Consider the following 23,521-nt stretch of genomic DNA (forward strand, 5'->3'; position numbering starts at 1 on the left):
AGGCGCCTTTACTGGCCTTTCCAAGTCGGCGCCATCATCGTCCCATCCTCCTTAAACCGGGTGGAAGCCGATGAAATCCCTTATGACCGTTCTTGTCCTGTCCTTGATCGCCCTGGGCGCCCACGCCGAAGACTGGCCGGTGTTCATGCATGATCCCGGGCGCACCGGCCATGCCGGAGCGGGGCGGGCCGAGGGCCTGAAACTGTCGTGGTCGCGCGCCCTGCACGCCGGCGTCAGCGCCTCGCCGGTGGTGGCGGGCGGGCGGCTGTTCGTGGCGACCGAAAGCGGCAACCTCCATGCGATCGACATGACGACACACAAGACAGCGTGGCATTATCACACCGAAGGCGCCATTGCCTCGACACCTGCCGTGGCCGGGGAGCGTATCCATTTCCTCAGCCGCGACGGTTATCTTTATACGCTGTCGCTGGACGGCCAGTTGCTGTGGCGGTTTCGCACGGGCGGCGAGCCCCGTTTCGCGGCGGTCGGCGGTTACGGGCTGGATGCCAGCCTTGGCCCAGTGCCTGATCCGTGGGACCTTTATCAGTCGTCGCCCCTGGTACGGGACGGCGTCGTCTATTTCGGCAGCAGCGACGGTCATGTCCGGGCGCTCGATGCCGAAACGGGCAGGCTTTTGTGGGCATACGATGCCGGTGATCCGGTCCATTCGTCTCCGGCCTGGGCAGACGGGAAGATCGTTGTCGGCACGTGGGGGACGAAGCTGCTGGCGCTCGATGCCAAGACAGGGGCGCTCGACTGGGCCTTCCAGGGCGGGGCTGAGCGCAAGCTGAGCATCATGCTGGGGATCACCGCCGCGCCTTCGGTTGACGGCGACACCGTCTATGCCGGGGCACGCGACGGCTTTGTCTATGCGCTGGATGTCGCTACCGGCGCGCTGAAATGGAAGTACGATGCGGCCGGAAGCTGGGTGCTGGCGACCGCCGCCATCGACGATCGCAACCTCTGGTTCGGCACGTCGGACACACGGCTGTTGGTCGCGCTCGACAAGCAGACCGGCAAGGAACGCTTCCGCGCCGATACGGGCACGTGGACCTATGCTTCGCCGGTGCTTGTAGGGGGATCGGTCATCACCGGTACCATGAACGGCGCGCTCTATGCCTTCGACGCGGCGACCGGCGCGCGGACCTGGACGTGGCGGACGCCTGAGAGCGTGGCTGACGCCGACGATATTCTCGATGAGGCAGGCAGGCTTCGTGAGGCGCGCCTGTTCGGCCCCGGCCGCCAGCTCCAGGCCGGCGTCGAGGAGGTCAAGGCCCTGGGCGCCTTCGTGGCTTCGCCGATTTGGGCGGACGGCCGGCTGATCGCAGTGACGGCGACAGGTGAGGTGCTGGTGTTTGAAGGGCGGTGAGGGCGGCAAACATAATCAAGCCAAATTTCCTCGCGCAGACCGTCGAACGATCCGGACCGCACCGACGTCCAACCTCGGAATACGGCCTTTTAAAGATAGGGCCAGGGCTTAATGCAGACGCCGGATGGCCGGGAGCACATCTTCGTCGCCCAGCGCAACCTGAATGATGGTCGTAACGCGGCCGAGTACGCGCGGGTCTTCCACCTGCGACAGCTTATTCATCTGCAGGGTCACGTCGACATAGATGTTCAGGGCCGTTGCGTCACTTTCATTCAGATAACCAAGGGGCGCATAGGACGTGACAAACGCCGAAACGGCACCGCGTCCACGCGGATCCGTCAGCGCTCCGGCACGGTGGCGCACCATGATGTCGTCGATTATAGCCCTGATACTGGCCCGTTCGTTCTCATCCACGGTAATCATCAAATCTGCCTTCTTAAGAATAAAGCCAATGTATGGTTTGTGTTTGGTGCGGGGCTAACAAAGCGACAACGCATGCCAGGCTAGGCGTCGCCCCAATCCGCCTGGCCACCGGCTGCGGATATGATAGCAACCGCCCTCTGAGCGGCCTTCACCGCTTCCTCATGCGTCGGAAATTCGCTGACCATGCGCCCGTCTCGCGTCAAATGCCAGATGCCGCCCTCGGCGCGAATTTCGAAGCGTATCCAGTTCCGGCTCTCCGGTCCGCCACCGAGCTCCGGCTCAAGCCACAGGCGGACCCATTCCGGGGCGGAAGACAACAATGTGCTCTGCGCATCCGAAGCGCCGACGAACAAGGTTGCGTGGACGAACTGGGAACCATAGGCCAGAACCGCGTCATGGTCATCCGCGGGTGCCAGTGCGGCCTCACTCGCGAAGCCCTCCTCGATCTTGCGCAGCAGTCTCGGATTGTCCTCCAGAAGCGCTGCGAGCACGACCTGAAGCACGCGCCTGTGCACGCGGTCCTCGATGCTTAACTGCGCACGATTCATCGGTTTTCAATCTTGACGGACATGCCTGTTCGCGGGCCGGTCAGGCCATCGATTTTCAGATAGAACTCGCCACGTCGATATCTCGGTTCGACAGTCGCCAGGACGCTCTCAAGCCCGCTGGGCCTCACCGGAGCTATCGGGCGGGAACGCCAGTCCCGCTGCGCGAATGCCGCCTTCGTCGTCGCCGGTTGAGGCCTTGCAATTGCAAGATCGTGGATTATTGCGTGGTCCATTGGTTTTCTTTCTTATATCTAGTGGCTATCCGGCGAAGGAACATCAATTTGCGCGCGTCGGGCCGTTTGGCTGACGCGCGACCAGTTCTGCCGAGCCGCCGGTGCTGAAGACCTCTTGTATCGCTTGATGTGCAGCCTCAAGCGCGCCTTTCTGAGATACGAACCCGCCAATGAGGCGCCCGTCGCGCAGAACTTCCCACATGTCATCGCGCTGCTGGACGACGAAGAGGACAGCCAGGTTTTCGTTTGCCAGGTTGGCCTCTCCCGCAGTGGGCCAAAGGTCGTCCCATAGTGATATGGGAGATGGGCTTGACGATGCGGTGTCCTCGGTTCCAAGGCGTATGACTTCGCGGACGAAGGCGGCCGCATAGGCGGCAGTGTCCGTTTGTCCAAAGGGGGGCACGACGCGGACCGGGCGGCTGAACGCCACCTTCATCCGTTCCAGAATTTTTGGATCGGTTTCCACCATATAAGCAATCAATGCCTGAAGGACTTGCTCATGCGCCAGCACGCGCCGTTCAAGATCAGTATTATCGTCGCTCATGGCTTCTCCAGATTGTAACGGCAGTTGGTCACCTAGATAATGCTCCAGTTCGATGTGAAGCCTCTGTCGGTGTGCAATGCGCTGTCTCCGGCTCGCCATGGGCGGCATTGATACCGATCGCCGTCGATGTTGATCTCCAGTCCTGCCACCCCGAAGCTTTGGATCATGGCGTGGGCTATCGCACCGGACACCATCCGGATGTCCAGAACGTCACCGGGCGCCAGGTCGGTGGTCCTGATGGCAAGGCCGGTGCCGCGGCCGAAGGCATTGTTTGAAGTGGTGGCGTCATGGTGCTTCATGGCGCGGCCTTCCCCCCCGGGCGTGGCAAACTGATGCGGCGTCTGAACCGTCATGTGGTGTTCCATTGTAGACGAGTGAAATATCCGAGCGATTTCGGAGGTTATTAAGTGGCGTGGGCCAATGTCTGATGGGCCGGAGAAGCGCGCTCACCTAACGAACGATGTCGCACCGACAGAGTATGGCAAGTTTGGGATTTCCTGGACGCGCCCAGACTGGCTAACAGCGGGGTCAGCCTATCCAGGGCCGCGAATTCGGCAAACGAATCGCTCATCAAAAAAGCAATTTGTAAGAATATCTAGTATAGCTCATAAAATATAAGGATATCATATTTAAAATAATAATTCGCACGGCCTGATAAAAATAGATCTTGAATGGATAGCGATAAATATATGGCGCAAGAATTAAGTTGACTTTATTTCTGAGATAACCTAATACAGATTTTATCGACTTATGATTGTCTGATGATTTGTTTTTGCGCCTAAGCCGCCCAGACGAAACTCCCATTCAAATTTATTCGAGAGGTGCCGATGCATTTGCATGGGCACGTATAACATTACCATTGAAAGGGTTCGTTATGAGCGCAGGTACAGTTAAGTGGTTCAATTCCACAAAAGGTTTTGGTTTCATCGAGCCGACAAACGGCGGCCAGGACGTTTTCGTCCATATCAGCGCGGTTGAACGCTCTGGCATGAACAGCCTCCACGAAGGCCAGCAAATCACGTACGAACTGCAACGTGATGCAAAGTCGGGCAAGATGTCCGCTGAACAACTCCAGGCCGCGTAAGCCCTTCTCTTCACAGAGAAGACTGGATTAAAGGTCGAGCCTCCGGGCCGGCCTTTTTTGTTGTTATATTGCCTGGGTTACTGCCGGATTTCGGACAAGCCATCCCTGATTTTAAAGGCGGTACGCCTGGCTCCGTTCACCAAACAGGGTACTCTGAATAGTCATAGGCCCGCCTGCGCCAAAAGCAGACGGACGCCGGCCATTATTCGCGGGAAACGGACGTTTGGGTTAGCGGCTGCTGCAATACCCATTCCATCACCGGATCGCGTCCGGCCCAATAGGATGCAAAATCCGGATCGATGCGCTGATCGGGATAAACCGCATCCGCGCCTTCATCGCCGAAACGATAGTGCAATTGCGCCGCGGAAACGCCGATGTGCGAATTGGGCAAATAGAACCAGCCATTTTCCTGGAACCCGTTGGGCCGGCCGCTTGTGGGCGCGCCGACAAGGATCGCCTCTGTTTCGCGGTGGAAATCGGTAGCGTTGGTCATCGCGGCGGAAAAGGTGGCGCGCCCCGTCAGCACATAGAGATGCCCCCAGCGATTGAGCCTCGGCTTGAATATCGCGGGATACAATAAGAGACGACGCCCTTCACTGTAGTTGCCCCCAGGGTTGTGCCGCAGATCGATAATCAGGCGATCCACGTCATTGGCGTCAATGAAGGCCCATAGCGTCTTGGCATTCTGTTCGAGCTGCCGGTAGGAGCGAAAGTCGGCATAGACCGTCCTGGTCTCCGGAAGATACGTGAACCAGAGGCCGTCGTCGCGACGGCGCAGATATGGCGAGATCTGGTCAGCCTGCGCCCACGTGATCTGTGCTCCGGGCGCAAGCGCAGGGAGCTGCGTCGTGAAGCGCCATCCCTCGGCGCTTTCGAAGGCGATGCGCGCCGGCCCAAGTCGCGGCGTGATGCCAAGCGCAGCCATCGATTCCGGTGTGACCAAGACTTCGCCGCTGTGCTCAAGCACGTACCATTGGTTCTCACCCTGCGGGATATAGCGCTGCAAGGCGCGCTGCACGTCGGCGATCGGGCGGCCCTCCACCGAGATTATGCGGGCGCCCAGCAGGTTGCGATACTGCTCGCTGGCGCGGATCACCCGGAGTTCGTCGCCGAACCAAAACAAACCGATAGGGTAACGGTGGTAGGTCGAGGATACAGCGAGAAAAGTGTGCCCATCGCCGACGCTGGCCGTGAGCGCATTGAGGCCCTGGACGACTTCATAATCTTCCAGTTTCGGCGCGCGCGCGATGAGGTCTGCGACTTCGCGTTCGAACCTGGGCTGCGTCGTGAGATGAAAGGCGGAACGGTGGCGGCGGGCCATCTCTTGCCCGAAGACGCGAATATCCTCCTGCCACTGTGCCGGCGTGAGATCGATGCGCACCGGCTCTTCCGCCGATGCGGCTGCGCCGCCAAAAACGAAAAGAATCAGCGCCGCCGCAACCGCACGCGCGATGCCTGTCCAGGGCACCCCTTTTTCACCAGGAGGTGCGTCAGCGGCAAAGCCCTCCGGCTGATCGAGGGTTTCGACCGTGATCCCGATGTTACCCATTCGTTGTAACCTGTTTCGAGCCATGATTACGATTCTATTTCGATTTCAGCGCTTTATGAGTGCGTTTCAGCGATGGTAGCGCAATCATGAGGATACAGCAGTAGCGGATATCCAGGTTACCCTGCAACTCGGAATGACAGCGTTACGCGGAATTAATGTACGTCGAATTCGCAATCCAGGCTGACACCAACAGAGGGCGTATCTCTCGCCTCCCTGCACAGGAGTGCAGGGAGGCGAGGGGCCTTACAGCAACTCCGCGATCTGCACCGCGTTGAGCGCCGCGCCTTTCAGCAACTGGTCGGCGGCGACAAACATCGAGATCGAGCGGCCCGACGGGTCCGACAGGTCGCGGCGGATACGGCCGGCCAGCACGTCGTCCTGGCCCGAGGCGTCCTTGGGCATCGGGAAATAGTTGTTACCCCAGTCGTCGACGAGCCTGACGCCGGGCGCCTTCGACAGCAGGTCGCGGACCTCTTCGGGCGAGATCGGGCGTTCGCATTCGAAGGTGATCGAGATCGAGTGGGCGCGCAGGACCGGCACGCGGATGCAGGTGGCGTTGACGCGGATGGTGTCGTCATTGAAGATCTTCTTCGTCTCCTTCATGACCTTGGTTTCTTCGTCGTTATAGCCGGTCTCGGGGTCGATCGCTGTGTTGTGGCTGAACAGGTTGAAGGCGTAGGGATATTTGATGACGCTGGGCGAAAAGTCGCGGCCGTCAAGATAGGCGCGGGTTGATTCCTCAAGCTCCTCCATCAGCGCCGCGCCACCGCCCGATGCCGCCTGATAGGTCGAGATGATCAGGCGTTTGACCGGATTGACGGAATGGATCGGCCACAGCGGCACCAGGGTGGTGATCGCCGAGCAGTTCGGATTGGCGATAATGCCCTTATGATTTTTGATTTCGCCGGCGTTGATTTCCGGGACGACCAGCGGCACCTGCGGATCGGCGCGGAAGGCCGACGAGTTATCGACCACGACCGCGCCGGCCTTGATGGCGACGGGCGCGAACTGCCGGGAAATGCCGCTGCCGGCGGAAAACAGCGCGATATCGACGCCGTCAAAGGCCGCTTCGGTCGTTTCCTCGATCGTCAGCTCTTGCCCGCGAAGGGCGACGGTCTGGCCGGCCGAACGCGCCGAGGCTAGGAGTTTCAGGCTTTTCAGCGGAATGCCGCGGCGCTCTAAGCAGCCGATGAATTCGCGGCCGACGGCTCCGGTGGCGCCGACGATGGCGACGGTCTTGTTGTGCATTGTATGGTCCCTTTCAGGCAATAAAAAAGCCCCGGCCGGGTGGACGGGGCAACGACGGAGACTGAGCTGTGCGTGACTGTTTTACGCGCGCGCGATTATCCCCGGCCCCTGGGCCTTGGTTGTAATCGGTGTTGTTGTGCGCGTGACGAAGGTCATGGGGCGGGCCTTTACGCGGAGGCGGGGGAGGATGTCAAGGTGGGGGCTTTGCCGCAAAGGTGGCGCTGCATCGACAACCCCGCTATACCGCCGCCCATGAAACTCTTCGACAATCGCCCCCTGACAGCTTTCGCTGTCCTGTGCTTTATCTGGGGGACGACCTGGCTGGCGACCAAGGTCGCGCTCGAGACCATGCCGCCGCTCTTCATGGCCGGGACGCGCTTTGTCGCGGCGGGGCTGATCATGACCGCCGTCAGTTGGCCACGCGGCGGCGGATTTCCGGTTCGCCGGGCCGACGTAGGCCGGCTGCTGGTGGCGACCCTGTTCATGATCGTCCTGTGCTATGGCCCGTTGTTCTGGGCCATGCAGTTCATCGAGTCGGGCCTGGCGGCGGTGATTGACATGTCGCTGACGCCGGTAGCGCTGCTGGTCTGCGCGGTCGCCATGCGCCAGGAAAAGGCGACACCGCGCAAGATTTTCGCCCTTATCCTGGGCGTGGCGGGCGTCATCATCATGTTCCTGCCTGATCTCACCCGCCTGATGGCGGCGGGCGGCGGAGGGATGCGCGTAATCGGCGGTATCGTTACGGCCTCGGCGGCCTTTACCTACGCTTTCGGCTCGGTCGTCGCCAAGCCTCTGCTGAAAACCTATTCGACCACGCTTTTGTCCGGACTGACGACTCTGATCGGCGGGGCGATCCTGCTTGGCTTGTCGCTGGGATTCGAGCCCGGCGCAGTCGGGGCGCTCGGTCTCGACTGGGGCGGGCGCGCCTGGATCGGCTGGCTCTACCTGATGCTGTTCGGCTCGCTGATCGCCTTTGCGCTGTACATGCAGCTGCTGCGCGACCTCGGCGCGTCGAAGTCGGGCAATTTCGCCTTTGTGTCGCCCGCCATTGCCGTTATTGCCGGCGCCGTGGCTCTGAACGAGCGGATCGCGTTGTTGAGCTGGATCGGCATGGCGGTCATGCTGACGGCGGCCTTTATCTCTCTGCACGGGGCGGAAAAGCCGCGCTGATAGCGCCGATTTCCACAACTCGAACCGATGTGCGCCTTCCGTTCACGGCATCGGAAGCTGACGCGACATATTGCTGCCGACGGCCAGGGTGAGGGCGTTCTGGTTTGACGCGTAGACAGCGCGTTCGTGTTTTTCCTGGGCAACATGAACGCCAACCGTGGCGGCCAGCACGAAGCTCAGCATCGCGCCCGCCGACCAGGCCAGGTAACGCTGGCCCCGGGCAATCGCTTCGGGCGTATCGGCGAAGTCGTCCATGACCTGGACCGTGCTCCGCTTCGAAGGAAACGCCGCACGGTCTCGATTTCCTAATGGTCGCATGCTTGGCCCGAAAAACCGGTTTCCACTTTTTCGGAGCATGCTCTAGTCTCGCGGTTCGGAAAAATTGCTCGCTGCGGCCAGCATCGCTGCGCTGGCGAGGTACAGGCAATCCAGCCATCCGGACAATTGCGGCGTCAGCGTCTCGACCACGTCAAGCTCCTTGAAGAGATCATCTCGCCTGGCGGCCCGGGCGCTGAGGGGGGCACGAGGACCCGGACCGCCAGTGAGGTAGCGCCGCTATGGACGCACCACCATCATCGGACGTCCCGGCGTAAAGACGCGATGCGGCGATGGCGCCTTAAGCATAATTTTGGTAAGTATCGGCCATGACAAATCCAGTTCGCTCGCTGCAATTCCTGACCCGGCCGTCGCCGGAAACGTGCGACCATGAAACACGGATCGTCGTGGATGGCAGTGACGTCCTGGACGGTCTCAATGATTATATGGGACTTGACCCGCTTGAGCTGTTCGAACAGCCGCAGCTCTTGCAGGGTGGATGGCTTACGCTTGGTCGTTGCAACTGTGGCGTGACCGGGTGTGCGGACTATCCCGTCGAGGTCGCCGTCACTGCTGACACCATCGAATGGACTGGCATGGGGCGACACTATGTGTTTCCTGCAGGCCGCTATCACCAATGGATCGCGGCGGCTCAGGCCGACCTGAGTTGGGAGGATGCGAACCGTACGGCCGAGCGGCTCGTCACGCCTATGGTTCGGGCTATGAAGGTCGATGGTATTCCTTTTCATTGGGCCAGTGCCAGGATCATGCCCGGAATTATGCAGCTCTATTTCTGGAGTGAGGAAGGGCAGCGTACGATCGACCTGATATGGGACGGCAAGGACCCGCAGACGGCTGTGCGTGCTGTCGCCGCCATTGTGTAACTTCTAAAGATAGCCGGTCTATAGTTCCTCTTATCTGGAATAATGCTCGGCAAGACAATTCATAAAATTTCTGAATGTGCAGCGTTTCGCCCTTAGGCCTTGGCTATATTGCGGACCCGGAGTGGCGGTGCAAACTTACGGGTATGCCGATAATTTAAACAGCGGGGGCGAGTCACCTAGGGGATTTTGCCGTGCGCGTACTGATTGTCGAAGACGACCCTGTCCTGGCACGGACCCTGCTGTGGGTCGCGGAAGAGCAGGGCGACGACGCCCGTGTTTGCTACACCGGCCGCGACGCCATCGCCACCGCACACATCCTCAGGCCCGACCTGGTGGTCGTGGACATGGAACTGCCCGACATGGAAGGGACCGATGTTTGCCGGAGCGTACGCAACAGCGCCGAGACAGCGCAGGCGACGGTCGTCGCGCACACCGCCTATTCCGACACAGCGGTGCGCCAGAAAGCCCAGGCGGCTGGCTGCCATGCCTTCTTCGTCAAGGGCGTCGATTTTCGCAGCCTGATGACATTGCTCACGACCATGCACGCCCGGCTGTCCTGAACCCCAGATCGAACCGTTTCGTGAAGGCGGCGGTGGCCGTGCTGGCGGAAGCGCTGGCCGCGACGGCTCAGTAATTTTGCCAGTGCCATCTTGATGCCGCACGGCTGAGGTGTACAGTTTGGATGTGTGCATTTGGCGGCGGGGGAAAGCCATGGCCTGGGAAAGCGACGCGGTCAAAAACGGTACGGCAACGGCTGTCGTCATTGCCATCATCGTGGCGATCGGTGGCGGTTTGCACGGGGGCGCCGGCGCGTCACCGGCGGTGGCGAATATGCCTGCCAGTTTTGCGCCGGATATCCTGGGCGATACTCAGCTCGAGCCCTGGCGCGTCACCAACTTCATTGGCCCTGTGGCGCGCGTAGACGGTGGGCGCAAACCCGCGGCCGGGATTCCCGGCGGCGAAGCGCTCCGAATGATGGTCCCGGAAAAGCGCGACGATATCTGGGACGTCAGCGTCTATAGTCCCAACCTGCGGCCGGTGCGCGAACGCGAGACCGTCCAGACGGCCGTGTGGCTGCGGTTGTCACCCGGCAAATCCAATCCCGCCACGGCGCGCGTCAGGCTGCTGGTCCAGGGCGTGAAGGCGCCCTATGAGGTCGTCGCCGCGCGCTATGTCACTATCGACAGGGGGTGGCAAAGGTTTGCGGTCAGCGGCGTCGCGGCCCGTGACTACGCACCCGGCCAGGCAGTCGTCACTGTGCATATGGCGACCGGCAAACAGACGGTGGATGTCGGCCACGGCCAGTTGTTCCGCAAGGCGGTGCGCCCATGATCCGGTTGATCATCGCCGCGCTGATCGTCTTTCAGTTCGCGATCCAGGCCGTGGCGTGGAAGTTCCTCAATCTGGAAGACCTCGATCTGCACACGCCTTTGCCGATGCAGACCCTTCAATCGATCCTCATTGGCGCCCTGATTGTGCTTGTCGCCGTCGCGGGCAGCGTCTGGCTTGGGTGGCAGTCCCGGCAGCGGGCGGAAAAGCCGGGCTGGCTGCTGTTTGCACCGGCTGTCCTGCCGCGGGGCTGGATGGTGCTGGTGGGGCTGGAGAGCTACGTCATGTTTCTGTGGGACTACCAGGGATATCCGGCCTCGGCCTTCGTGCTGGTTTACGTGCAGAGGTCTGGCATGGGCCTTGTCTGGTGCAGCGCTGCCGCTGCCATAAGCCTCAGATTGTGGGGCGTCATCGGCCTGGCCTTTCACAGCCACATCGCGGCGCGGGTTGCCGAAGCCTTGTCCCTGGCGGATCCGTCTGAGGCCCAATACGGCTGGGACGCGAAGCCAGAAGCCATTGCTGCCGTGCTGAACCAGGTCAGCCTGGTGTCATGGGGCCTGACCATCGTCGCCGCACTGGCGCTTCTGTGGAAATATGCGTGTCGCCCTGGCGCGAATTGACGCGTTGCGATTGCAGGTTGCTTTTGATCTCTATCTGCTGTTCTTTCCGCGTTCCGCAGGACGCGGTTCCATGACACCGGATATGCCATGTTCAAGACCATCCATTCGCTGAATGATATCAGGGACGCCGTCGCCCACCGCAAGGAAATCCGCTTCTTCGCGCAGCCGAATGGTCTGACGCTCGGCTGTTACGTCTTCATGGACGCGCAGACGTTCGATACAGTCGAGGCTTTGGAGTGCCGGGGCATCGTCTTCGACGCGACGGGCAAGGTTGTGTCGCGGCCGTTGCATAAATTCTTCAATGCCGGCGAGCGCGAAGGCTTGCTTCTCGACCAGATCCGCGCCCGAACCGACATCGCCGCCATTTACGACAAGATTGACGGCAGCATGCTGGCGACCGCCTGGGGGGATGGCAAACTGATCTGGCGATCGCGCCAGGCTTTCGATTCCCAGGTGGTGAAGCTGACGGAGACCTTCCTCGCTTTGCCGGAAAATGTAGGCATTGCCGCCTTTGCGCACGAGGTGGCGGGCAGGGGGCTGACCGCCATCTTCGAACTGACCCACCCCGAGGCGCGGATCGTGGTCGAGCATCCTGAGCCGCAACTGCGGCTGCTGCACGTTCGCGACAATCTTACCGGCGCATATGTGCTGCTTGATCCGGGCCATGATATCCACGGTCTGATTGCGCGCTATGACGTACCGCGCCTGATGCCGCGCGCCGACCTGACCGTCGATACCATGCTGGCCTCGCTTCCCGGGCTGACGGGCAGCGAAGGCTACGTTATCCAGTTCGCCAACGGAGACATGGCCAAAGTGAAGTCGCCCTGGTACCTGCGCCTGCACACCGCCGCCAGCCAGATGCGTGAACGCGATATCGCCAGTATGGCGCTCGATCAGACACTGGATGATCTGAAGGGCGCGTTGACCGAGTTGGGTATCGATCTCGGCGAGGTCAATGCCATCGAAAGCCGGGTGAAGGAAAACCTGCTGGCGCTGGAGGCCGAGGTCGACGCCGCGCGCGAGCCCCATGCCGGCCTGGATCAGAAGGGCTTTGCCGCCGCGTTTCAGGGCCACCCCTTGTTCAAACTGCTCATGCTGAGGCACACGGGCCGTCCGATGGACCTGGTGGAATTCTACCGCCGTTCCCGGTTGAAAGACGATTTCGACCTGCGTTCGCTGGTCAATGGGGCTCTGGCCGAGGCTCTGGAGGGCTAGGCCGTGCTACGTTTCCAAGGAAACAAGGCGCGGTCCGTATTTCCTGGAGAGTTATGGCGACAAGGGGCGACGGTTTTCGCCAGTAATATCGCGACCAAGCAAGAGCTTACCTGGACAGGGTAGCGTTGTTGCGTTTGGGACCGACGCCTTCGGGCACGGGTACGCCTGAGCCGCCATAGCCGCTGTTGATCACCAGTACCGGGTTCTTTTCGACCGTGATCGTATCGGCGACGATGATGCTCCATGCCGAGTCCTGGGCGACATTGCCGGAGGTCGAGACCTTCAGTTCTGCCCCCGGAATATAGATGGTGCCGAGCAGCTTGGAGACGTGGTCCGAGGCGATGATGAACTGTTCGGTATTGTCACGCGTCGTCATCAGCAGGAAGCCGGCGAACGGCCCGGACTTGCGCGCCGCCAGTTGCACGACGGCGCGGTCGGCGAAGTTGATCTTCTTGGTCGAGCCGAAGATAAGCGTCACGTCGTCGCCGCGGATGATGGCGTTGTTCTTGGCTTCAAGGTGGTCCATGAACCAGTGGTCACCCGGTTGCAGGACCAGGGTCGCGTCCTGGTCGATGATATAGTGTTCGCAGTGGACGCCGGGCGGGAGGAAGGTGGTCGTGCCCTTCTCCTGCTTGATCTTTTCCACCTTGCCCTCGCATTCTGTCGAAGGATTGAGGTTCATCGACGCGAACGGGTCGGGGATGGTCATGGCGCCGGCATTGCCCTGGGGCGATACCGGTCCGGTCACTTCGCCGACGGCCTGGGTGCGGGTGGCCTGGATCATGGCGCCGCCCTTGACGGCGACGTTGGTATTGGCGTGGATGGCGCAGCCGGTGGCGCGGACGCGCGCCTGGTCGTTGACATTGATCCCGCCCTTGCCCTTGCTGGCGGTCTGCAGGACGCACAGCGGGATCGACCCCAGGTTCTCGGCGGTCGCGGTGACCTTGATATCGGCGTTGCCGAAACCCATGAAGCCGATGAGGGCCTTGTGATCGGCCACGGCATCGACGGTAATCGACTGGCGGTCGGCCGCGACCGTCGCGACGACGTTGACGGCGGATTTGATCCGCGCGTCGGCAATGCCGCGCTGAGTGACGGTGACGGCGGTCGAAACGGGACCCTGGTCGGTGGTGCTGGCGACCGAAAGCCGGCCGGCGCCGGCCAGAGCCCCGGCATCGACGGCGTCCTGGAGCCGGGCGTGTTCGGCGTGGGTGTTGACGACTTCAAGCGCACCAAAGACCGCGAAGAACAGCGGCACGGCGCACAGCGCCACAACCGTGGCGACGTTACCTGTCCTGTCTTTTCCAAGTCCCTGTAAAATACGCATTTGTACTCTCTTGTCGTTGCCAACAGGAAAGCGCGAAACAGTGAAGATTTAGAAAATTTCGGTCCGCAGCCGTCAGGCCATGGAACATTCAGGGGCGACGCGGTGATGGCGCGGTGGCTTCAGGACAGCATGGCCTTAAGGCGGATCAGGCCCTTGGTCACGGTCGGAGGCGTGCTTTTGAAGAACCACACGGACGGATCATTGTGCCCCTTGATGCGGTCAAGATGCCGGACCGCCTGCTTGTGCTGCCCGGCTTCGGACAGCACAAAGGCCAGCCAGCCGTTCGCCAGGCGCAGTTCGGCCGGGTCTGACTGCGCGGTCAGTATGGCTTCGGACGCGGCTCTGAGATCATCCATCACCTCGCCGGTGTAATAGACTGACGCCATTTCCGGACCCTGGCCGCTATCGTCAAAGGCTGCGTAAAATAGCCAGCGCTCCCAGTGGGCGCGGGCGATCAGCATGTTTTGCGCCGGTGCGTCACCCAGCATCCGCGACCGGGCGATGCGGAACATGTCGGCGTGCGATCCGCCCCATTTTTCCAGCCGCGCCTGGAGGAGATTGACGTAGCCCGACAGTGGCACGTCGCGCGCATCGAGCAGGATGGCTTCGGCCTGGTCCTTCTGGTCGTCTTCCCATTCGTCGATGGCCACGGCCATGTTGAAGGCGGCGGCAAGCCCGAACCGGCGGTCCAGGCCTAAGGCCGCGTCAAGCGCGTTCTTGGCTTCGAACAGGTACTGCACGTAGCGCCCGGCCTGTTTTTCGCCGACGGCGGAGGCCGCGCCCGTGCCACGATGGCGTTTGCCAATGCCGAAAAGAAAAGCCCCCGCGATCGTCAGGCCGATCAGATCGTCGGGGCCGGCAACCACGCCGCTCACGTCCAGCCCCATCGGGCAGGCTTCATAGGTCATCCGGATCAGTTCGTAGGCAGATTCGGGCGACGCCTGGGCCACGAAGGTCTTCAATGCCTGCCATTGCCCTTTGGAAATGGCAGCGATCGCTTGTCCGGAATTCATGACGCCCCCTTGTCTGGTGCGTATCTGACAAGACTCGCAGAACGAAGACAAGCGGTTTTGACCGGAAATTTAGTCCTGTTCGCGTTCGTACGGCGTGACCGAACTGTCGAGGAACTGGTTGTTGGCCTCGCGCAGCTTTGCCGCGGCATCGTCATACAGGAAGGGCAGGAAGGCGTAGCGGCGGCCGTGCGTCACCTTGGAGACCGTATGCAGCAGGCTGCACGAAAAGACGACCGCCCCGCCCACCGGCGGCTTGAAGCTGCGCGGGCCGTATTCCGGGAAGGTCAGTTCGCCGCCGTCGAAATCGGCATTGAGATTGATCGACACGGCGAACTTGCGGTGGGCCGTGCCCTTGGTGGTGTTGTCGCGGTGCGGCCGGAAGTGGCCGCCGTCCTCGGCCGTGTAGCAAGCGACGATGTAGCGCTCCATGCGCGTGACGTCGAACTGGAAGGCCTTCAGAACTTCCGGCCGGATGCGCCGGTGGACGTGCTTCTGGAGCCTGTTCGTCATTGCCATGTCTTCGATAGTGAAGTCGCTGCGGCGTTTGAAGCCGTGGTCGAGGACAACCTTGGTCAGGCCGTTTTCCTCGCGCATGAAGCCGCTGTCCTCAGGCGCGCCGGTTTCATAGGCGCTGATGAGTTCCTGGCACAGTTCGGGTTCGAAGACGTTCGGCAGGTAGAGGACGGGCGCCATCACCTCGGGACCGGCGAAGCGGGCGGGGGCGGGCAGGGCGCTGATCATGTCGAGTATAGCCGCAAGATTGCCGGCGTCCGGCACCATCGGCCAGGTCTTCATGACGCGCAGCGTCGGGTCGATCAAAACCCAGAAGCGGCGATAGGTATTGTCCCGGCCGCTGACGGCCGAGGCGCCATAGGCCTGGGAGATCGTCCGGTCGAAGTCCCAGAAATGCCGGCGGCCGGGGACGGCTTCGACCAGGCGGTTCTCGCTCAGGTCGGCGGGGTCGGCCGACACGCCGAAGAAGCAGACATTGAGGTCATCGAAAACGTCGGCGCGGTTTTCCAGGATTTCGAGCTGCTTGCGCGCGGTCGCATCGCTGGCGCTGCCGAAGAAGCCTAGCAGGATGTAACGGCCGCCCAGCGACGAGAAATCGAAGTTGGCATGGCAGGTCGCCACCTGGCGGAACCACGGGGCGGGATCACCGGCTTCGAGCTTGCGGTAACGCGGCAAAAGGGCCGATGACGATACGTGATCCATGACGCGACAAACTTTGGAAAAATGTTACCCGGACAGGAGAGGGTAACATGGCAATGTTTCCATATGTTTACCGGCTTTGTGTGGTGTTATTTTACTCTGAGGCCGGAAGCTGTGCTGTGCCCTGTTTGCCCTGCAATGTCGGGAACTTTTCACTTTCCACCAGGCCGTAGCGAGGCTAGTCGGTTTGGCGCTGGCCCAGGTGCTGTTGGTGCCATTCGCGACATTGATCGCCCTTATTGCGGAGCGTTTGTAAAAAAAGCGCGAGATATGTCACGATGGCCAGGGCCGGGTCGTCATATGGACAGGAGACATTCAATTCTGAAAATTTGAGGACCATCATGACCCAGACCGCATTCTACGCCCGCCACACAGCCCTGCCCGGACAACGCGATGCGCTCAGGCAGGTGTGGGAAAAATACGTGCGGGCCTATATCGCCGGCGCCGACGTCCAGCTTGCCTATTTCTATTGCTATGACGACGCCGACCCCGACACCATCGTCGCCTTTCAGCTGTGCCGCGACAAGGCCGGGCTCAATGATTTCACGAAGCAGCCGTGGTTCGCCGACTATTCCGCCGAGACCGCCGGCCTGATCGCCCGGCCGTCGGAGTTCCGCACGGTGACGCCAATGTGGGTCAAGGGGCAGGCCTAGCTGTCCCCGCGCTTGCCGAACGGGGTAATGTCACCTAGGCTCTCCGGCAGGACTGAGCTGGGGCGTTCCACCTGTCGCAGTGGATCGGTTGGTTTTCTGCTGAAGCACAATCCGGCGGGACGAGGAGGGGATGATGAAACTAGAACACCTGGCGGTGCTGCTGCCGCTCGTGCTCCTGCCGGCGTGCGCGACGCTTCCTCAGAAGCCCGAATCGCAGACGGTTGTGCCGAAAACGGCGGGGCCATCTCATGTCAGCGTACTTGTTCCCGGCGAAGGCTATTCCGGCGACTGTTTCTCGGGCTTCTTCCGGCCGGAGCAGGAACATACCGCCGAGCGGCAGGTGGCATGGATATTCGTCGATCCGGGCGATGAAACGGCCGATATCCGCTTCGATAATCGCTATGTCCAGTTGACGCGGACGGCGATGGAATACGACGAAAAGGCGGGGCATGGCGTTGCCGCCTATTTTGCGTCGGCTCCGAAGCTATGGGTTGGGCTGGACTTCGTGAAAGCCGGCAGCGACGGCGGCACCGATCATTACAAAGGCACGCTGGAGGTCAAGGCGGACGGGATGCACGAAACCATTCGCGTCAAGGGCGTGAGTGTCTGCGTAGGCGATTAGGTGCGCCAAACGCTTGTCCGCTATTCACAAAAGCCGTTCGGCAACCTGATCCGAAGGCAAGGTTGTTCGACGAGAGGATCCTGTTCTAGAACGGCGGAGGCGGGCCGTATTCCATTTCGACGCGCTCGATCTTGCCGTCCGTGCCGGTGGTGACTTCGATGTCCCACATTGCCTTACCCAGGCCGTTCGGCGTAACCGTGACCTCCCACAGGCGGGCGCCGGCCTGCAGCCGCCTGATGCGGAAGACATGGTCGAGAGACAGGCCGAGAAAGGCATCGTGCGGCGACACCTCCGCCATTGGATTCGCCGCTGCGGCACCGGACAGCAGGATGAAGTACGGCTTTTCGCCGGCGCGGAGTTTTGCCTGCGCTGCCTTCAGGGAGTCGATGACTTCGATCGCTTCGATGACGCTCAGGCCTTCGAGCTGCGGTACCAAAGGACCGGCCGCCACGGATGTTGCCAATCCGGCGGTGAGGCTGCAGGCGAGTATGATGGCTTTCCAGCGCACGATGGTTCTCCTGTCCGTTCGGCTGATTGCGTCTATTGCTTCAATTCTTTGCGCGATGGGAACAGCAGTACCCCGGCTATGGCCACTAAGTGAAGTACGTGAATTGCAACGATCATAAGGCTCAGGATCGCGCCGAACAGGCCCCACGACCCGCTGAGGTCGGGTTCCAGCGTCAGCAGGGTCGCGATTGCCGAAACCGCAAGGAGGAGCACGGCCAAGCCAAGAAGCGCCCCGCGCAGAAGCCGGGCGACTACGCCATAGTGTTCAGGCAGCCATGAGCGCTGCCATCCCGCCTGAGAAGACGGCAAGGCCCAGCAGTGGCGGGAGTGCCGAGATCGCGTTGAACCTGTACCACAGCAGTCCGCCGCCGGCATTGAAGAGCAATGGCACGAACAGGCATGCGGCCAACACGGCTCCGGCGGTGAGCAGGGGACGCGCCAGGGTCTGTGGAGGGGAGGTGGTCATCAGCCTGCCTTGTTTATTTCGTGCCTGTCTACCCGGACGGCCGCCAATATCCGGTAAATCGACAGTGTTAACAGTGGACATAGGGGGACCTCTGGAGTGTCATTGGACGCATCAAGGTGTTGAATTCATGATATGTTGCTACGTAGTAATTATTATTTCCGAACTTTGATGCTCTAAGTCTGTGAAATTTAAGCTTTATTTTTGCGCATAAGCCGTTAGCCTCCGCGAAAACATAAAGGGCCGGGAGCTTATGGACGCAAAAGTATTTATGGACCGCCGGGGCGTATGGGCCTTCGCGCTGGGCTGCACCTTCGTCACTATCGGCGTCCTGATGCACATCCCCATGTTCTGGATGGGCAAGGATATGGGCTTCCACCTGGCCGGCATGGCTATGGGCTGGGACATGATCCTGGGGATGTTCCTGATCGTGGCTGGCATTGGCGTCGCTGCTTACGGCCTGCTGCCGAAAGCTGTCGGCAACCAGATCGAGGCCGCCTCACGCATCTCGGTCCACGCGCCCGAGGACGCGCCTCTGGGGCCCGCACACTGGGGGCTGATGGCGGTGCTGACGGTCGCCCTGGTCATCGACGTCATGAAGCCGGCCAGCCTCGGCTTCGTCATGCCCGGCATGACGCACGAATACGGCGTGCCGAAATCGCAGGCGTCTCTGGTGCCGTTCTTTGCCCTGGTCGGTACGGTGACGGGTTCCATCCTGTGGGGCGTTATCGCCGACATCTATGGCCGCAAGGCGTCGATCCTCTTGTCGGCCGTCGTCTTCGTCGGCACGTCGATCTGCGGCGCCATGCCGTCCCTGCCGTGGAACATCGGCATGTGCTTCCTGATGGGGGCAGGGGCCGGCGGCATGTTGCCTGTCACCTATGCACTGCTGGCCGAGACCATGCCGTCCAAGCATCGTGGCTGGGCGCTGGTGCTGGTCGGCGGTCTGGGCGGCGTTGGCGGCTATTTCGCGGCGTCCGGGTTTTCGGCCCTGCTGGTGCCCGACTGGAGCTGGCGCATCCTGTGGCTGCTCAACCTGCCGACCGGGCTGGTCCTGGTCCTGATGGGCGGGCTGATCCCGGAATCGGCCAAATTCCTGCTGTCGCGCGGCCGCCGCGACGAGGCCATGAAGGTCATGGCGCGGTTCGGCACCAAGAGCCATACGCTGGAAGCCGGTGAAGAGGACGAGGCCGACACATTCGCTCACGGCCACCACGATGGCCCGCAACCCAAGCTGTGGACGCCCGGCCTGATTGGGGAGACAGCGGCGCTCTCAATCGCGGCCATCGCCTGGGGGCTGATCAATTTCGGCCTGCTGCTGTGGCTGCCGGCGGATCTGGTCGAGCGCGGCTATGACATGGGCACGTCGTCGAAACTGCTGGCCAGCTCCGCGCTGATTGCCTTTCCGACCGTCTTCCTGTGTGCCTTCCTCTATAGCCGCTGGAGCACCAAGTGGGCGCTGACGGCGGCGATCGCGGTGACATTTGCGGGTCTGGCCTGGGTGCTGGGCCTGGAGATGTTCGGCGGCAGTCCGGTCTTTCCGGTGGCGCTGCTGATCGTGGGTTCCAACGGGCTTCTGGCCATCCTGCTGCCCTATACGTCCGAAGCCTATCCGCTCAAGGTGCGGGGGCGGGCAACGGGCTGGGTGGCCGCCTGCACCAAGGGCGGCGGCGTGCTGGCGCAGAGTTTGAGCATCACGGCGCTGGTCCCGGTCCTGGGCATGGCGGCGATGATGATCATGGCGCCCATCGTCCTGGCTCTGGTGCTGATCATCCGCTACGGCAAGGAGACGCGCGGGCTGGACCTGCGCGATCTCGAAAAGCCGCGCGATCACTGAGGGGAATCTTCATGAGGTATGTTCTTTTCGCCGTTGTGGCGGTGGGTTTAAGCGCGTGCAATCCGGCGCCATCACCTGACGGCCCATCCCACGACGGCATGGAGATGTCCGCGTCTTCGGCGGCGGTCAGGTCTGGCACCGGCACCGGCGTCGTCAAGGCGGTCGATCTCAAGGTGGGCACGGTCACGCTCGATCACGGGCCGATCGCGGCCGTCGGCTGGCCGGCCATGACCATGACCTTTCCGGTCAAGCCTGCGTCCGCACTGGACGGCGTCGCGGTTGGGCAGACCGTTACATTCGATGTGACCGTGACGGACAACAAGCCGGTAATTACGGCCATCCGGAAGTAGGCAGTCGCCTTATCCGCCCGACGCCGCCAGAAACACCGCCTTCTGCGCTTCGAACGCACGCTGGTAGGCCGGCCGCGCCTCGCCGCGCGCCACGTAGGCCGCCAGGTTCGGGAACTCAGCCACCAGCCCCGAGCTTTCAGCGCGGCGCAGGACGGTGACCATCATCAGGTCACCGGCGCTGAAGGTGCCATCCAGCCATTCACGGTCGCCCAGCCACGCCGAAAGCTGCCGGAACCGGGTGCGGATGCGGTCGTCCATCAGCGGCAGCCGTTCACCGTACCACGGCTTGTCGGCTTCGGTGAGGAAGGCCTGGGTGCGCTCGACGATCGGCGGCTCGATGGTGTTGAGCGCGCAGAACAGCCAGGCGATGGCGCGCGCCCGCGCGGTGGCGTTTTCCGGCAGCAGGCCAGGGTGCGCCTCGGCGATATGCAGGATGATGGCGCCGGTTTCGAACAGGGTGACGCCGCCGTCCTCAAGCGTCGGTATCTGGCCGAAAGGGTGCAGCGCCATGTGCGCCGGTTCCTTCATTGCCTTGAACGAAACGAGGCGGACATCGTAGGCCTGGCCGACCTCTTCGAAGGCCCAGCGCACACGCATGTCGCGCGCCAGGCCCCGGCCGCGATCGGGCGAGCTTTCAAAAGCCGTAAGGGTGGCGGTCATTGGTGTGTCTTCTCCGTTATGGCGATATCAACACAACGAACGCCGCCTGTCGCGATCGATAAGGCGGCGGAAGTTTTTTTTGGGAAGCTATGACGTCTTCAAATGCCGGAATGCGTGTCTAGATCGGTATGATTTTAGATAGAAGCAATCATACCGATCTAAGTTTTTGCTTTGTCGCGATATTTTAGGCGAAAACCCCAGAAACGCTTCTCGGCAATTTTCGCCATATCGCTCTAGTTGTCACCGGCTCCCGACTGCAGGTTGGCGATCCGGCAGGCAATATCTGAGGCCACGACCGAGATCGGGCGCACGATGCCGCCGCAGCGGATAACAACCTGCAGTTCGTGGGACTGCAGAAGCACGAGCGCGGCTTTCAGCCGCTTCAGGCTAAACCACTCCTTATTCGAAGCCGAAAGGCCTTCGTCCGAAGGCCAGTCATAGGCGGCGATCACCGCCGCCAGGAGGGTGAAGGCGCTGTTTTCCGCCGATTGCCGGACGGACGGGAAGGGAGTATCCATATGTGAGATGGTGGAGACCCAGCCGCGTCCATACCGGAAGTTGGCGTAGGCGCGTACAAGCGTGATCGGCTGGTCGATCTGCGAACGTACTTCGACCGAATGCGGATGCAATACGGTCCACGGACAAGTGGTGATTTCGACTTCGAAATCAGGGCACAGGTTCGTCATCTCTCTCCCCCTGCTGTGGTCAGGCTCGGTGAAAAATTTGTTGGAAACTCTGGGTTCGGATAATAATGGTTATTGGATCGCGGTGCAAGATTTTCGCATATGGTGCGTGAAATTATATTTTTACGCCGAAAACTTGCGCATTCGCCGCCTTTGAGGTATGTACGCCGTCTCATTAAAGCCAATGCTTAGGAGATGAGATTGGCAAACCAGAATGGTTCCACCACGGTCGGTGACAAGGGAAGCGTCACGGACGCTTTCAGGGACTTCCTTAAAATAGGCGAAAAAGGCAACCTACTCGCGCGGCTTATTGAAAGCGATGAGGCCTTTGTATCGTCCCTGCGCATCGATAACGCGCTGGCTGTCTCGTCAGCGAAAGCGTTGCTGATGCCCATTCAATCGCGATCGGTGCTGGAATTGTGCGGGAATGACCGACTGTTCCAGAATGCCTTGAGGATATATGCATCTGTGCACTTCCTGCTGGGTGGAAATGTTTTTGCGCGACCGTTGTCCGAGCGTATCGGATCGTCGGAGTCGAGCATCAATCGCTGGCTGAACGGACATACAAGCCCAAATAGCGATATCAAACAGCTTGCCCTTGAAAACGCGACCTATCTTGTCGAGGGCGTTTTATCGCGGCGATTGAGCGATGAGGGGCTTGGAGAGGTTACCGCGCTTCAGTAGCGTAATCCGCCTCCTGGTTTCAGCCAGGAGGCGATGAAGGCGAGGCGGATATTATCCGCCTCTTTTGTTATGGGTGTTTTCGTTTCTTTGGTAGTCCGCTATCTCCGCGCCAAGTTTTCGCTCTTCGATGATGCGTCGCACCAGTCGGTCGCTCTCCTGGTAGGCCAGCAGTCGCACTGTTGGAATGGGCGACGAGTGGCCGTTCAGCCAGCGGTTGACGGTCGAGATTGACAGGCCCAGGGAGTCCGAAAGCGATCTGGAGTAACCATCTCCGCCGATGAAGTAGTGTATCGAGGCGAAAAGCCTGAGAACTTCATGAAACCGTCTGTCGTCTATCACGAAGGTATTGTCCCACATCAGTTCCAGAAGGGCCAGCATCTGGCTGGCCATCCCTATGCTGAAACCTGCTGACTGGCTTCCGCCCATGGGGCGGATAACCAGTTGTTGCGACAGGTGCGGGACTTCGATGGCCTGTATGTCGGAAGGTTGCAACTCCATATAGCCGCGTTTTGTCTGCCGGACGGCATGGGTCGTCGATACTTGTGTCCTGGACACACGGCGCAACCCGCTCAGGTCGCGGACCGTAGGGGCGGCAGACATGTGTTGTCCAGGGGGCGCCGACAGGACGGCCAGACAGGCGGAGGTGTTGAAAGCCTTGGAGGAGGTCGTGTGTGTAGATTTCACATGCGATCTGGCCGGACCGGTCTTTCCACGCTTAGCCATGACTTTAAGGCTCCATATGGGCGAGCCCTGCTCACCCTGTTGACATTGATTAGAAATAAAACGTCGAAACGTTAGAATGAATCGGTTTACGCACATTTTGTGATTAATGCAAGAGTAGTGCACCGGAGTGCCGAAGTTGGTATCTGTCGGTTATATAACATACTTTTCCGCCGGCGCCAGCCTCGTGCGCGCCGGGCGTAGGATATTTCGCTGTTTAATCAGTGTGTTAATCGACATCTTCACGCAAATGTTTCAC

The 23,521-nt window shown here is 60.9% G+C and carries 29 protein-coding genes; 13 read left to right on the forward strand and 16 right to left on the reverse strand.

The features are described 5' to 3' along the window. The first annotated feature begins 82 nt into the window (after nt 1-82). On the forward strand, nt 83-1,369 hold the full coding sequence (locus AC1DON_RS07200; RefSeq protein ID WP_476934094.1) for an outer membrane protein assembly factor BamB family protein: 1,287 nt from the start codon (nt 83-85) through the stop codon (nt 1,367-1,369). A gap of 108 nt (nt 1,370-1,477) precedes the next feature. Here the strand turns inward: AC1DON_RS07200 and AC1DON_RS07205 are convergent, their stop codons facing one another. The 4 genes from AC1DON_RS07205 to AC1DON_RS07220 form a co-directional block, all read right to left on the reverse strand. Further along, the gene (locus AC1DON_RS07205) at nt 1,478-1,792 is read right to left on the reverse strand and encodes a hypothetical protein (protein WP_476934095.1); all 315 of its coding nucleotides are present in this window, start codon (nt 1,790-1,792) and stop codon (nt 1,478-1,480) included. Between the two features lie 80 nt (nt 1,793-1,872). Next, a complete protein-coding gene (locus AC1DON_RS07210; protein ID WP_476934096.1) occupies nt 1,873-2,340 on the reverse strand; it encodes a hypothetical protein in 468 nt (155 codons plus the stop codon). 276 nt (nt 2,341-2,616) lie between these two features. Next, a complete protein-coding gene (locus AC1DON_RS07215) occupies nt 2,617-3,117 on the reverse strand; it encodes a hypothetical protein (protein ID WP_476934097.1) in 501 nt (166 codons plus the stop codon). Nucleotides 3,118-3,149: 32 nt separating this feature from the next. Next, nucleotides 3,150-3,470, reverse strand: coding sequence for a hypothetical protein (locus AC1DON_RS07220; RefSeq protein ID WP_476934098.1), 321 nt, complete (start codon nt 3,468-3,470; stop codon nt 3,150-3,152). A 521-nt stretch (nt 3,471-3,991) separates the two neighbouring features. On the opposite strand from AC1DON_RS07220, the gene AC1DON_RS07225 reads away from it, so the two are divergent. Next, on the forward strand, nt 3,992-4,201 hold the full coding sequence (locus AC1DON_RS07225; protein ID WP_476934099.1) for a cold-shock protein: 210 nt from the start codon (nt 3,992-3,994) through the stop codon (nt 4,199-4,201). A 202-nt stretch (nt 4,202-4,403) separates the two neighbouring features. Here AC1DON_RS07225 and AC1DON_RS07230 read toward each other — a convergent pair whose 3' ends face one another. Together AC1DON_RS07230 and AC1DON_RS07235 are read right to left on the reverse strand one after the other, a co-directional pair. Beyond that, nucleotides 4,404-5,750: a S41 family peptidase gene (locus tag AC1DON_RS07230; RefSeq protein WP_476934100.1), complete on the reverse strand. Its 1,347-nt coding sequence runs from the start codon at nt 5,748-5,750 to the stop codon at nt 4,404-4,406. A 243-nt stretch (nt 5,751-5,993) separates the two neighbouring features. Then, complete coding sequence (locus AC1DON_RS07235; protein ID WP_476934101.1) at nt 5,994-6,998, reverse strand: aspartate-semialdehyde dehydrogenase; 1,005 nt, start codon at nt 6,996-6,998, stop codon at nt 5,994-5,996. Between the two features lie 252 nt (nt 6,999-7,250). Between AC1DON_RS07235 and AC1DON_RS07240 the strand changes: the two genes are divergently transcribed. After that, nucleotides 7,251-8,168, forward strand: a complete 918-nt coding sequence (locus AC1DON_RS07240; protein WP_476934102.1) for a DMT family transporter — start codon at nt 7,251-7,253, stop codon at nt 8,166-8,168. Nucleotides 8,169-8,210: 42 nt separating this feature from the next. Here AC1DON_RS07240 and AC1DON_RS07245 read toward each other — a convergent pair whose 3' ends face one another. After that, nucleotides 8,211-8,423, reverse strand: coding sequence for a hypothetical protein (locus tag AC1DON_RS07245; protein WP_476934103.1), 213 nt, complete (start codon nt 8,421-8,423; stop codon nt 8,211-8,213). Between the two features lie 389 nt (nt 8,424-8,812). Here AC1DON_RS07245 and AC1DON_RS07250 point away from each other — a divergent pair, with 389 nt between their 5' ends. From AC1DON_RS07250 to AC1DON_RS07270, 5 genes are all read left to right on the forward strand, one after another. Next, the gene (locus tag AC1DON_RS07250) at nt 8,813-9,367 is read left to right on the forward strand and encodes a hypothetical protein (RefSeq protein ID WP_476934104.1); all 555 of its coding nucleotides are present in this window, start codon (nt 8,813-8,815) and stop codon (nt 9,365-9,367) included. A 191-nt stretch (nt 9,368-9,558) separates the two neighbouring features. Then, nucleotides 9,559-9,927, forward strand: a complete 369-nt coding sequence (locus AC1DON_RS07255; protein ID WP_476934105.1) for a response regulator — start codon at nt 9,559-9,561, stop codon at nt 9,925-9,927. Between the two features lie 151 nt (nt 9,928-10,078). Then, nucleotides 10,079-10,699, forward strand: a complete 621-nt coding sequence (locus AC1DON_RS07260) for a hypothetical protein (RefSeq protein WP_476934106.1) — start codon at nt 10,079-10,081, stop codon at nt 10,697-10,699. Further along, nucleotides 10,696-11,316: a hypothetical protein gene (locus AC1DON_RS07265; RefSeq protein WP_476934107.1), complete on the forward strand. Its 621-nt coding sequence runs from the start codon at nt 10,696-10,698 to the stop codon at nt 11,314-11,316. The genes AC1DON_RS07260 and AC1DON_RS07265 overlap by 4 nt, the downstream gene beginning before the upstream one ends. A gap of 87 nt (nt 11,317-11,403) precedes the next feature. Beyond that, nucleotides 11,404-12,531 carry an RNA ligase gene (locus AC1DON_RS07270; protein WP_476934108.1) on the forward strand — a complete coding sequence of 376 codons (1,128 nt, stop codon included), beginning with the start codon at nt 11,404-11,406 and terminating at the stop codon, nt 12,529-12,531. 106 nt (nt 12,532-12,637) lie between these two features. Here the strand turns inward: AC1DON_RS07270 and AC1DON_RS07275 are convergent, their stop codons facing one another. From AC1DON_RS07275 to AC1DON_RS07285, 3 genes are all read right to left on the reverse strand, one after another. Then, on the reverse strand, nt 12,638-13,858 hold the full coding sequence (locus tag AC1DON_RS07275; RefSeq protein WP_476934109.1) for a TadE/TadG family type IV pilus assembly protein: 1,221 nt from the start codon (nt 13,856-13,858) through the stop codon (nt 12,638-12,640). 119 nt (nt 13,859-13,977) lie between these two features. Then, the gene (locus tag AC1DON_RS07280) at nt 13,978-14,871 is read right to left on the reverse strand and encodes a hypothetical protein (RefSeq protein WP_476934110.1); all 894 of its coding nucleotides are present in this window, start codon (nt 14,869-14,871) and stop codon (nt 13,978-13,980) included. A 69-nt stretch (nt 14,872-14,940) separates the two neighbouring features. Then, the gene (locus AC1DON_RS07285) at nt 14,941-16,086 is read right to left on the reverse strand and encodes a 2OG-Fe(II) oxygenase (protein ID WP_476934111.1); all 1,146 of its coding nucleotides are present in this window, start codon (nt 16,084-16,086) and stop codon (nt 14,941-14,943) included. Between the two features lie 338 nt (nt 16,087-16,424). Here AC1DON_RS07285 and AC1DON_RS07290 point away from each other — a divergent pair, with 338 nt between their 5' ends. Both AC1DON_RS07290 and AC1DON_RS07295 read left to right on the forward strand, forming a co-directional pair. Beyond that, nucleotides 16,425-16,736: a putative quinol monooxygenase gene (locus AC1DON_RS07290; protein ID WP_476934112.1), complete on the forward strand. Its 312-nt coding sequence runs from the start codon at nt 16,425-16,427 to the stop codon at nt 16,734-16,736. Nucleotides 16,737-16,869: 133 nt separating this feature from the next. Continuing rightward, nucleotides 16,870-17,358 carry a hypothetical protein gene (locus AC1DON_RS07295; protein ID WP_476934113.1) on the forward strand — a complete coding sequence of 163 codons (489 nt, stop codon included), beginning with the start codon at nt 16,870-16,872 and terminating at the stop codon, nt 17,356-17,358. A gap of 85 nt (nt 17,359-17,443) precedes the next feature. Here the strand turns inward: AC1DON_RS07295 and AC1DON_RS07300 are convergent, their stop codons facing one another. From AC1DON_RS07300 to AC1DON_RS07310, 3 genes are read right to left on the reverse strand one after another with little or no spacing between them, the layout of a single operon-like run. Next, nucleotides 17,444-17,866: a hypothetical protein gene (locus AC1DON_RS07300; protein WP_476934114.1), complete on the reverse strand. Its 423-nt coding sequence runs from the start codon at nt 17,864-17,866 to the stop codon at nt 17,444-17,446. A 32-nt stretch (nt 17,867-17,898) separates the two neighbouring features. Then, the gene (locus AC1DON_RS07305; protein ID WP_476934115.1) at nt 17,899-18,084 is read right to left on the reverse strand and encodes a hypothetical protein; all 186 of its coding nucleotides are present in this window, start codon (nt 18,082-18,084) and stop codon (nt 17,899-17,901) included. A gap of 46 nt (nt 18,085-18,130) precedes the next feature. After that, nucleotides 18,131-18,331, reverse strand: coding sequence for a hypothetical protein (locus AC1DON_RS07310; protein ID WP_476934116.1), 201 nt, complete (start codon nt 18,329-18,331; stop codon nt 18,131-18,133). Between the two features lie 250 nt (nt 18,332-18,581). Between AC1DON_RS07310 and AC1DON_RS07315 the strand changes: the two genes are divergently transcribed. Next, the gene (locus AC1DON_RS07315; RefSeq protein ID WP_476934117.1) at nt 18,582-20,165 is read left to right on the forward strand and encodes an MFS transporter; all 1,584 of its coding nucleotides are present in this window, start codon (nt 18,582-18,584) and stop codon (nt 20,163-20,165) included. An 11-nt stretch (nt 20,166-20,176) separates the two neighbouring features. Next, on the forward strand, nt 20,177-20,515 hold the full coding sequence (locus AC1DON_RS07320; protein ID WP_476934118.1) for a copper-binding protein: 339 nt from the start codon (nt 20,177-20,179) through the stop codon (nt 20,513-20,515). Between the two features lie 9 nt (nt 20,516-20,524). On the opposite strand, the gene AC1DON_RS07325 is transcribed toward AC1DON_RS07320, so the two are convergent. Further along, nucleotides 20,525-21,175, reverse strand: a complete 651-nt coding sequence (locus AC1DON_RS07325) for a glutathione S-transferase family protein (protein ID WP_476934119.1) — start codon at nt 21,173-21,175, stop codon at nt 20,525-20,527. Nucleotides 21,176-21,408: 233 nt separating this feature from the next. After that, entirely contained in the window at nt 21,409-21,861 is a 453-nt protein-coding gene (locus AC1DON_RS07330; protein ID WP_476934120.1) for a hypothetical protein, read from the reverse strand. Between the two features lie 198 nt (nt 21,862-22,059). On the opposite strand from AC1DON_RS07330, the gene AC1DON_RS07335 reads away from it, so the two are divergent. Next, nucleotides 22,060-22,542, forward strand: a complete 483-nt coding sequence (locus AC1DON_RS07335) for a hypothetical protein (RefSeq protein WP_476934121.1) — start codon at nt 22,060-22,062, stop codon at nt 22,540-22,542. A gap of 51 nt (nt 22,543-22,593) precedes the next feature. On the opposite strand, the gene AC1DON_RS07340 is transcribed toward AC1DON_RS07335, so the two are convergent. Further along, nucleotides 22,594-23,226 carry a hypothetical protein gene (locus AC1DON_RS07340; protein WP_476934122.1) on the reverse strand — a complete coding sequence of 211 codons (633 nt, stop codon included), beginning with the start codon at nt 23,224-23,226 and terminating at the stop codon, nt 22,594-22,596. Between the last annotated feature and the right edge of the window lie 295 nt (nt 23,227-23,521).

Source organism: Asticcacaulis sp. P4_H10, assembly GCF_056400965.1.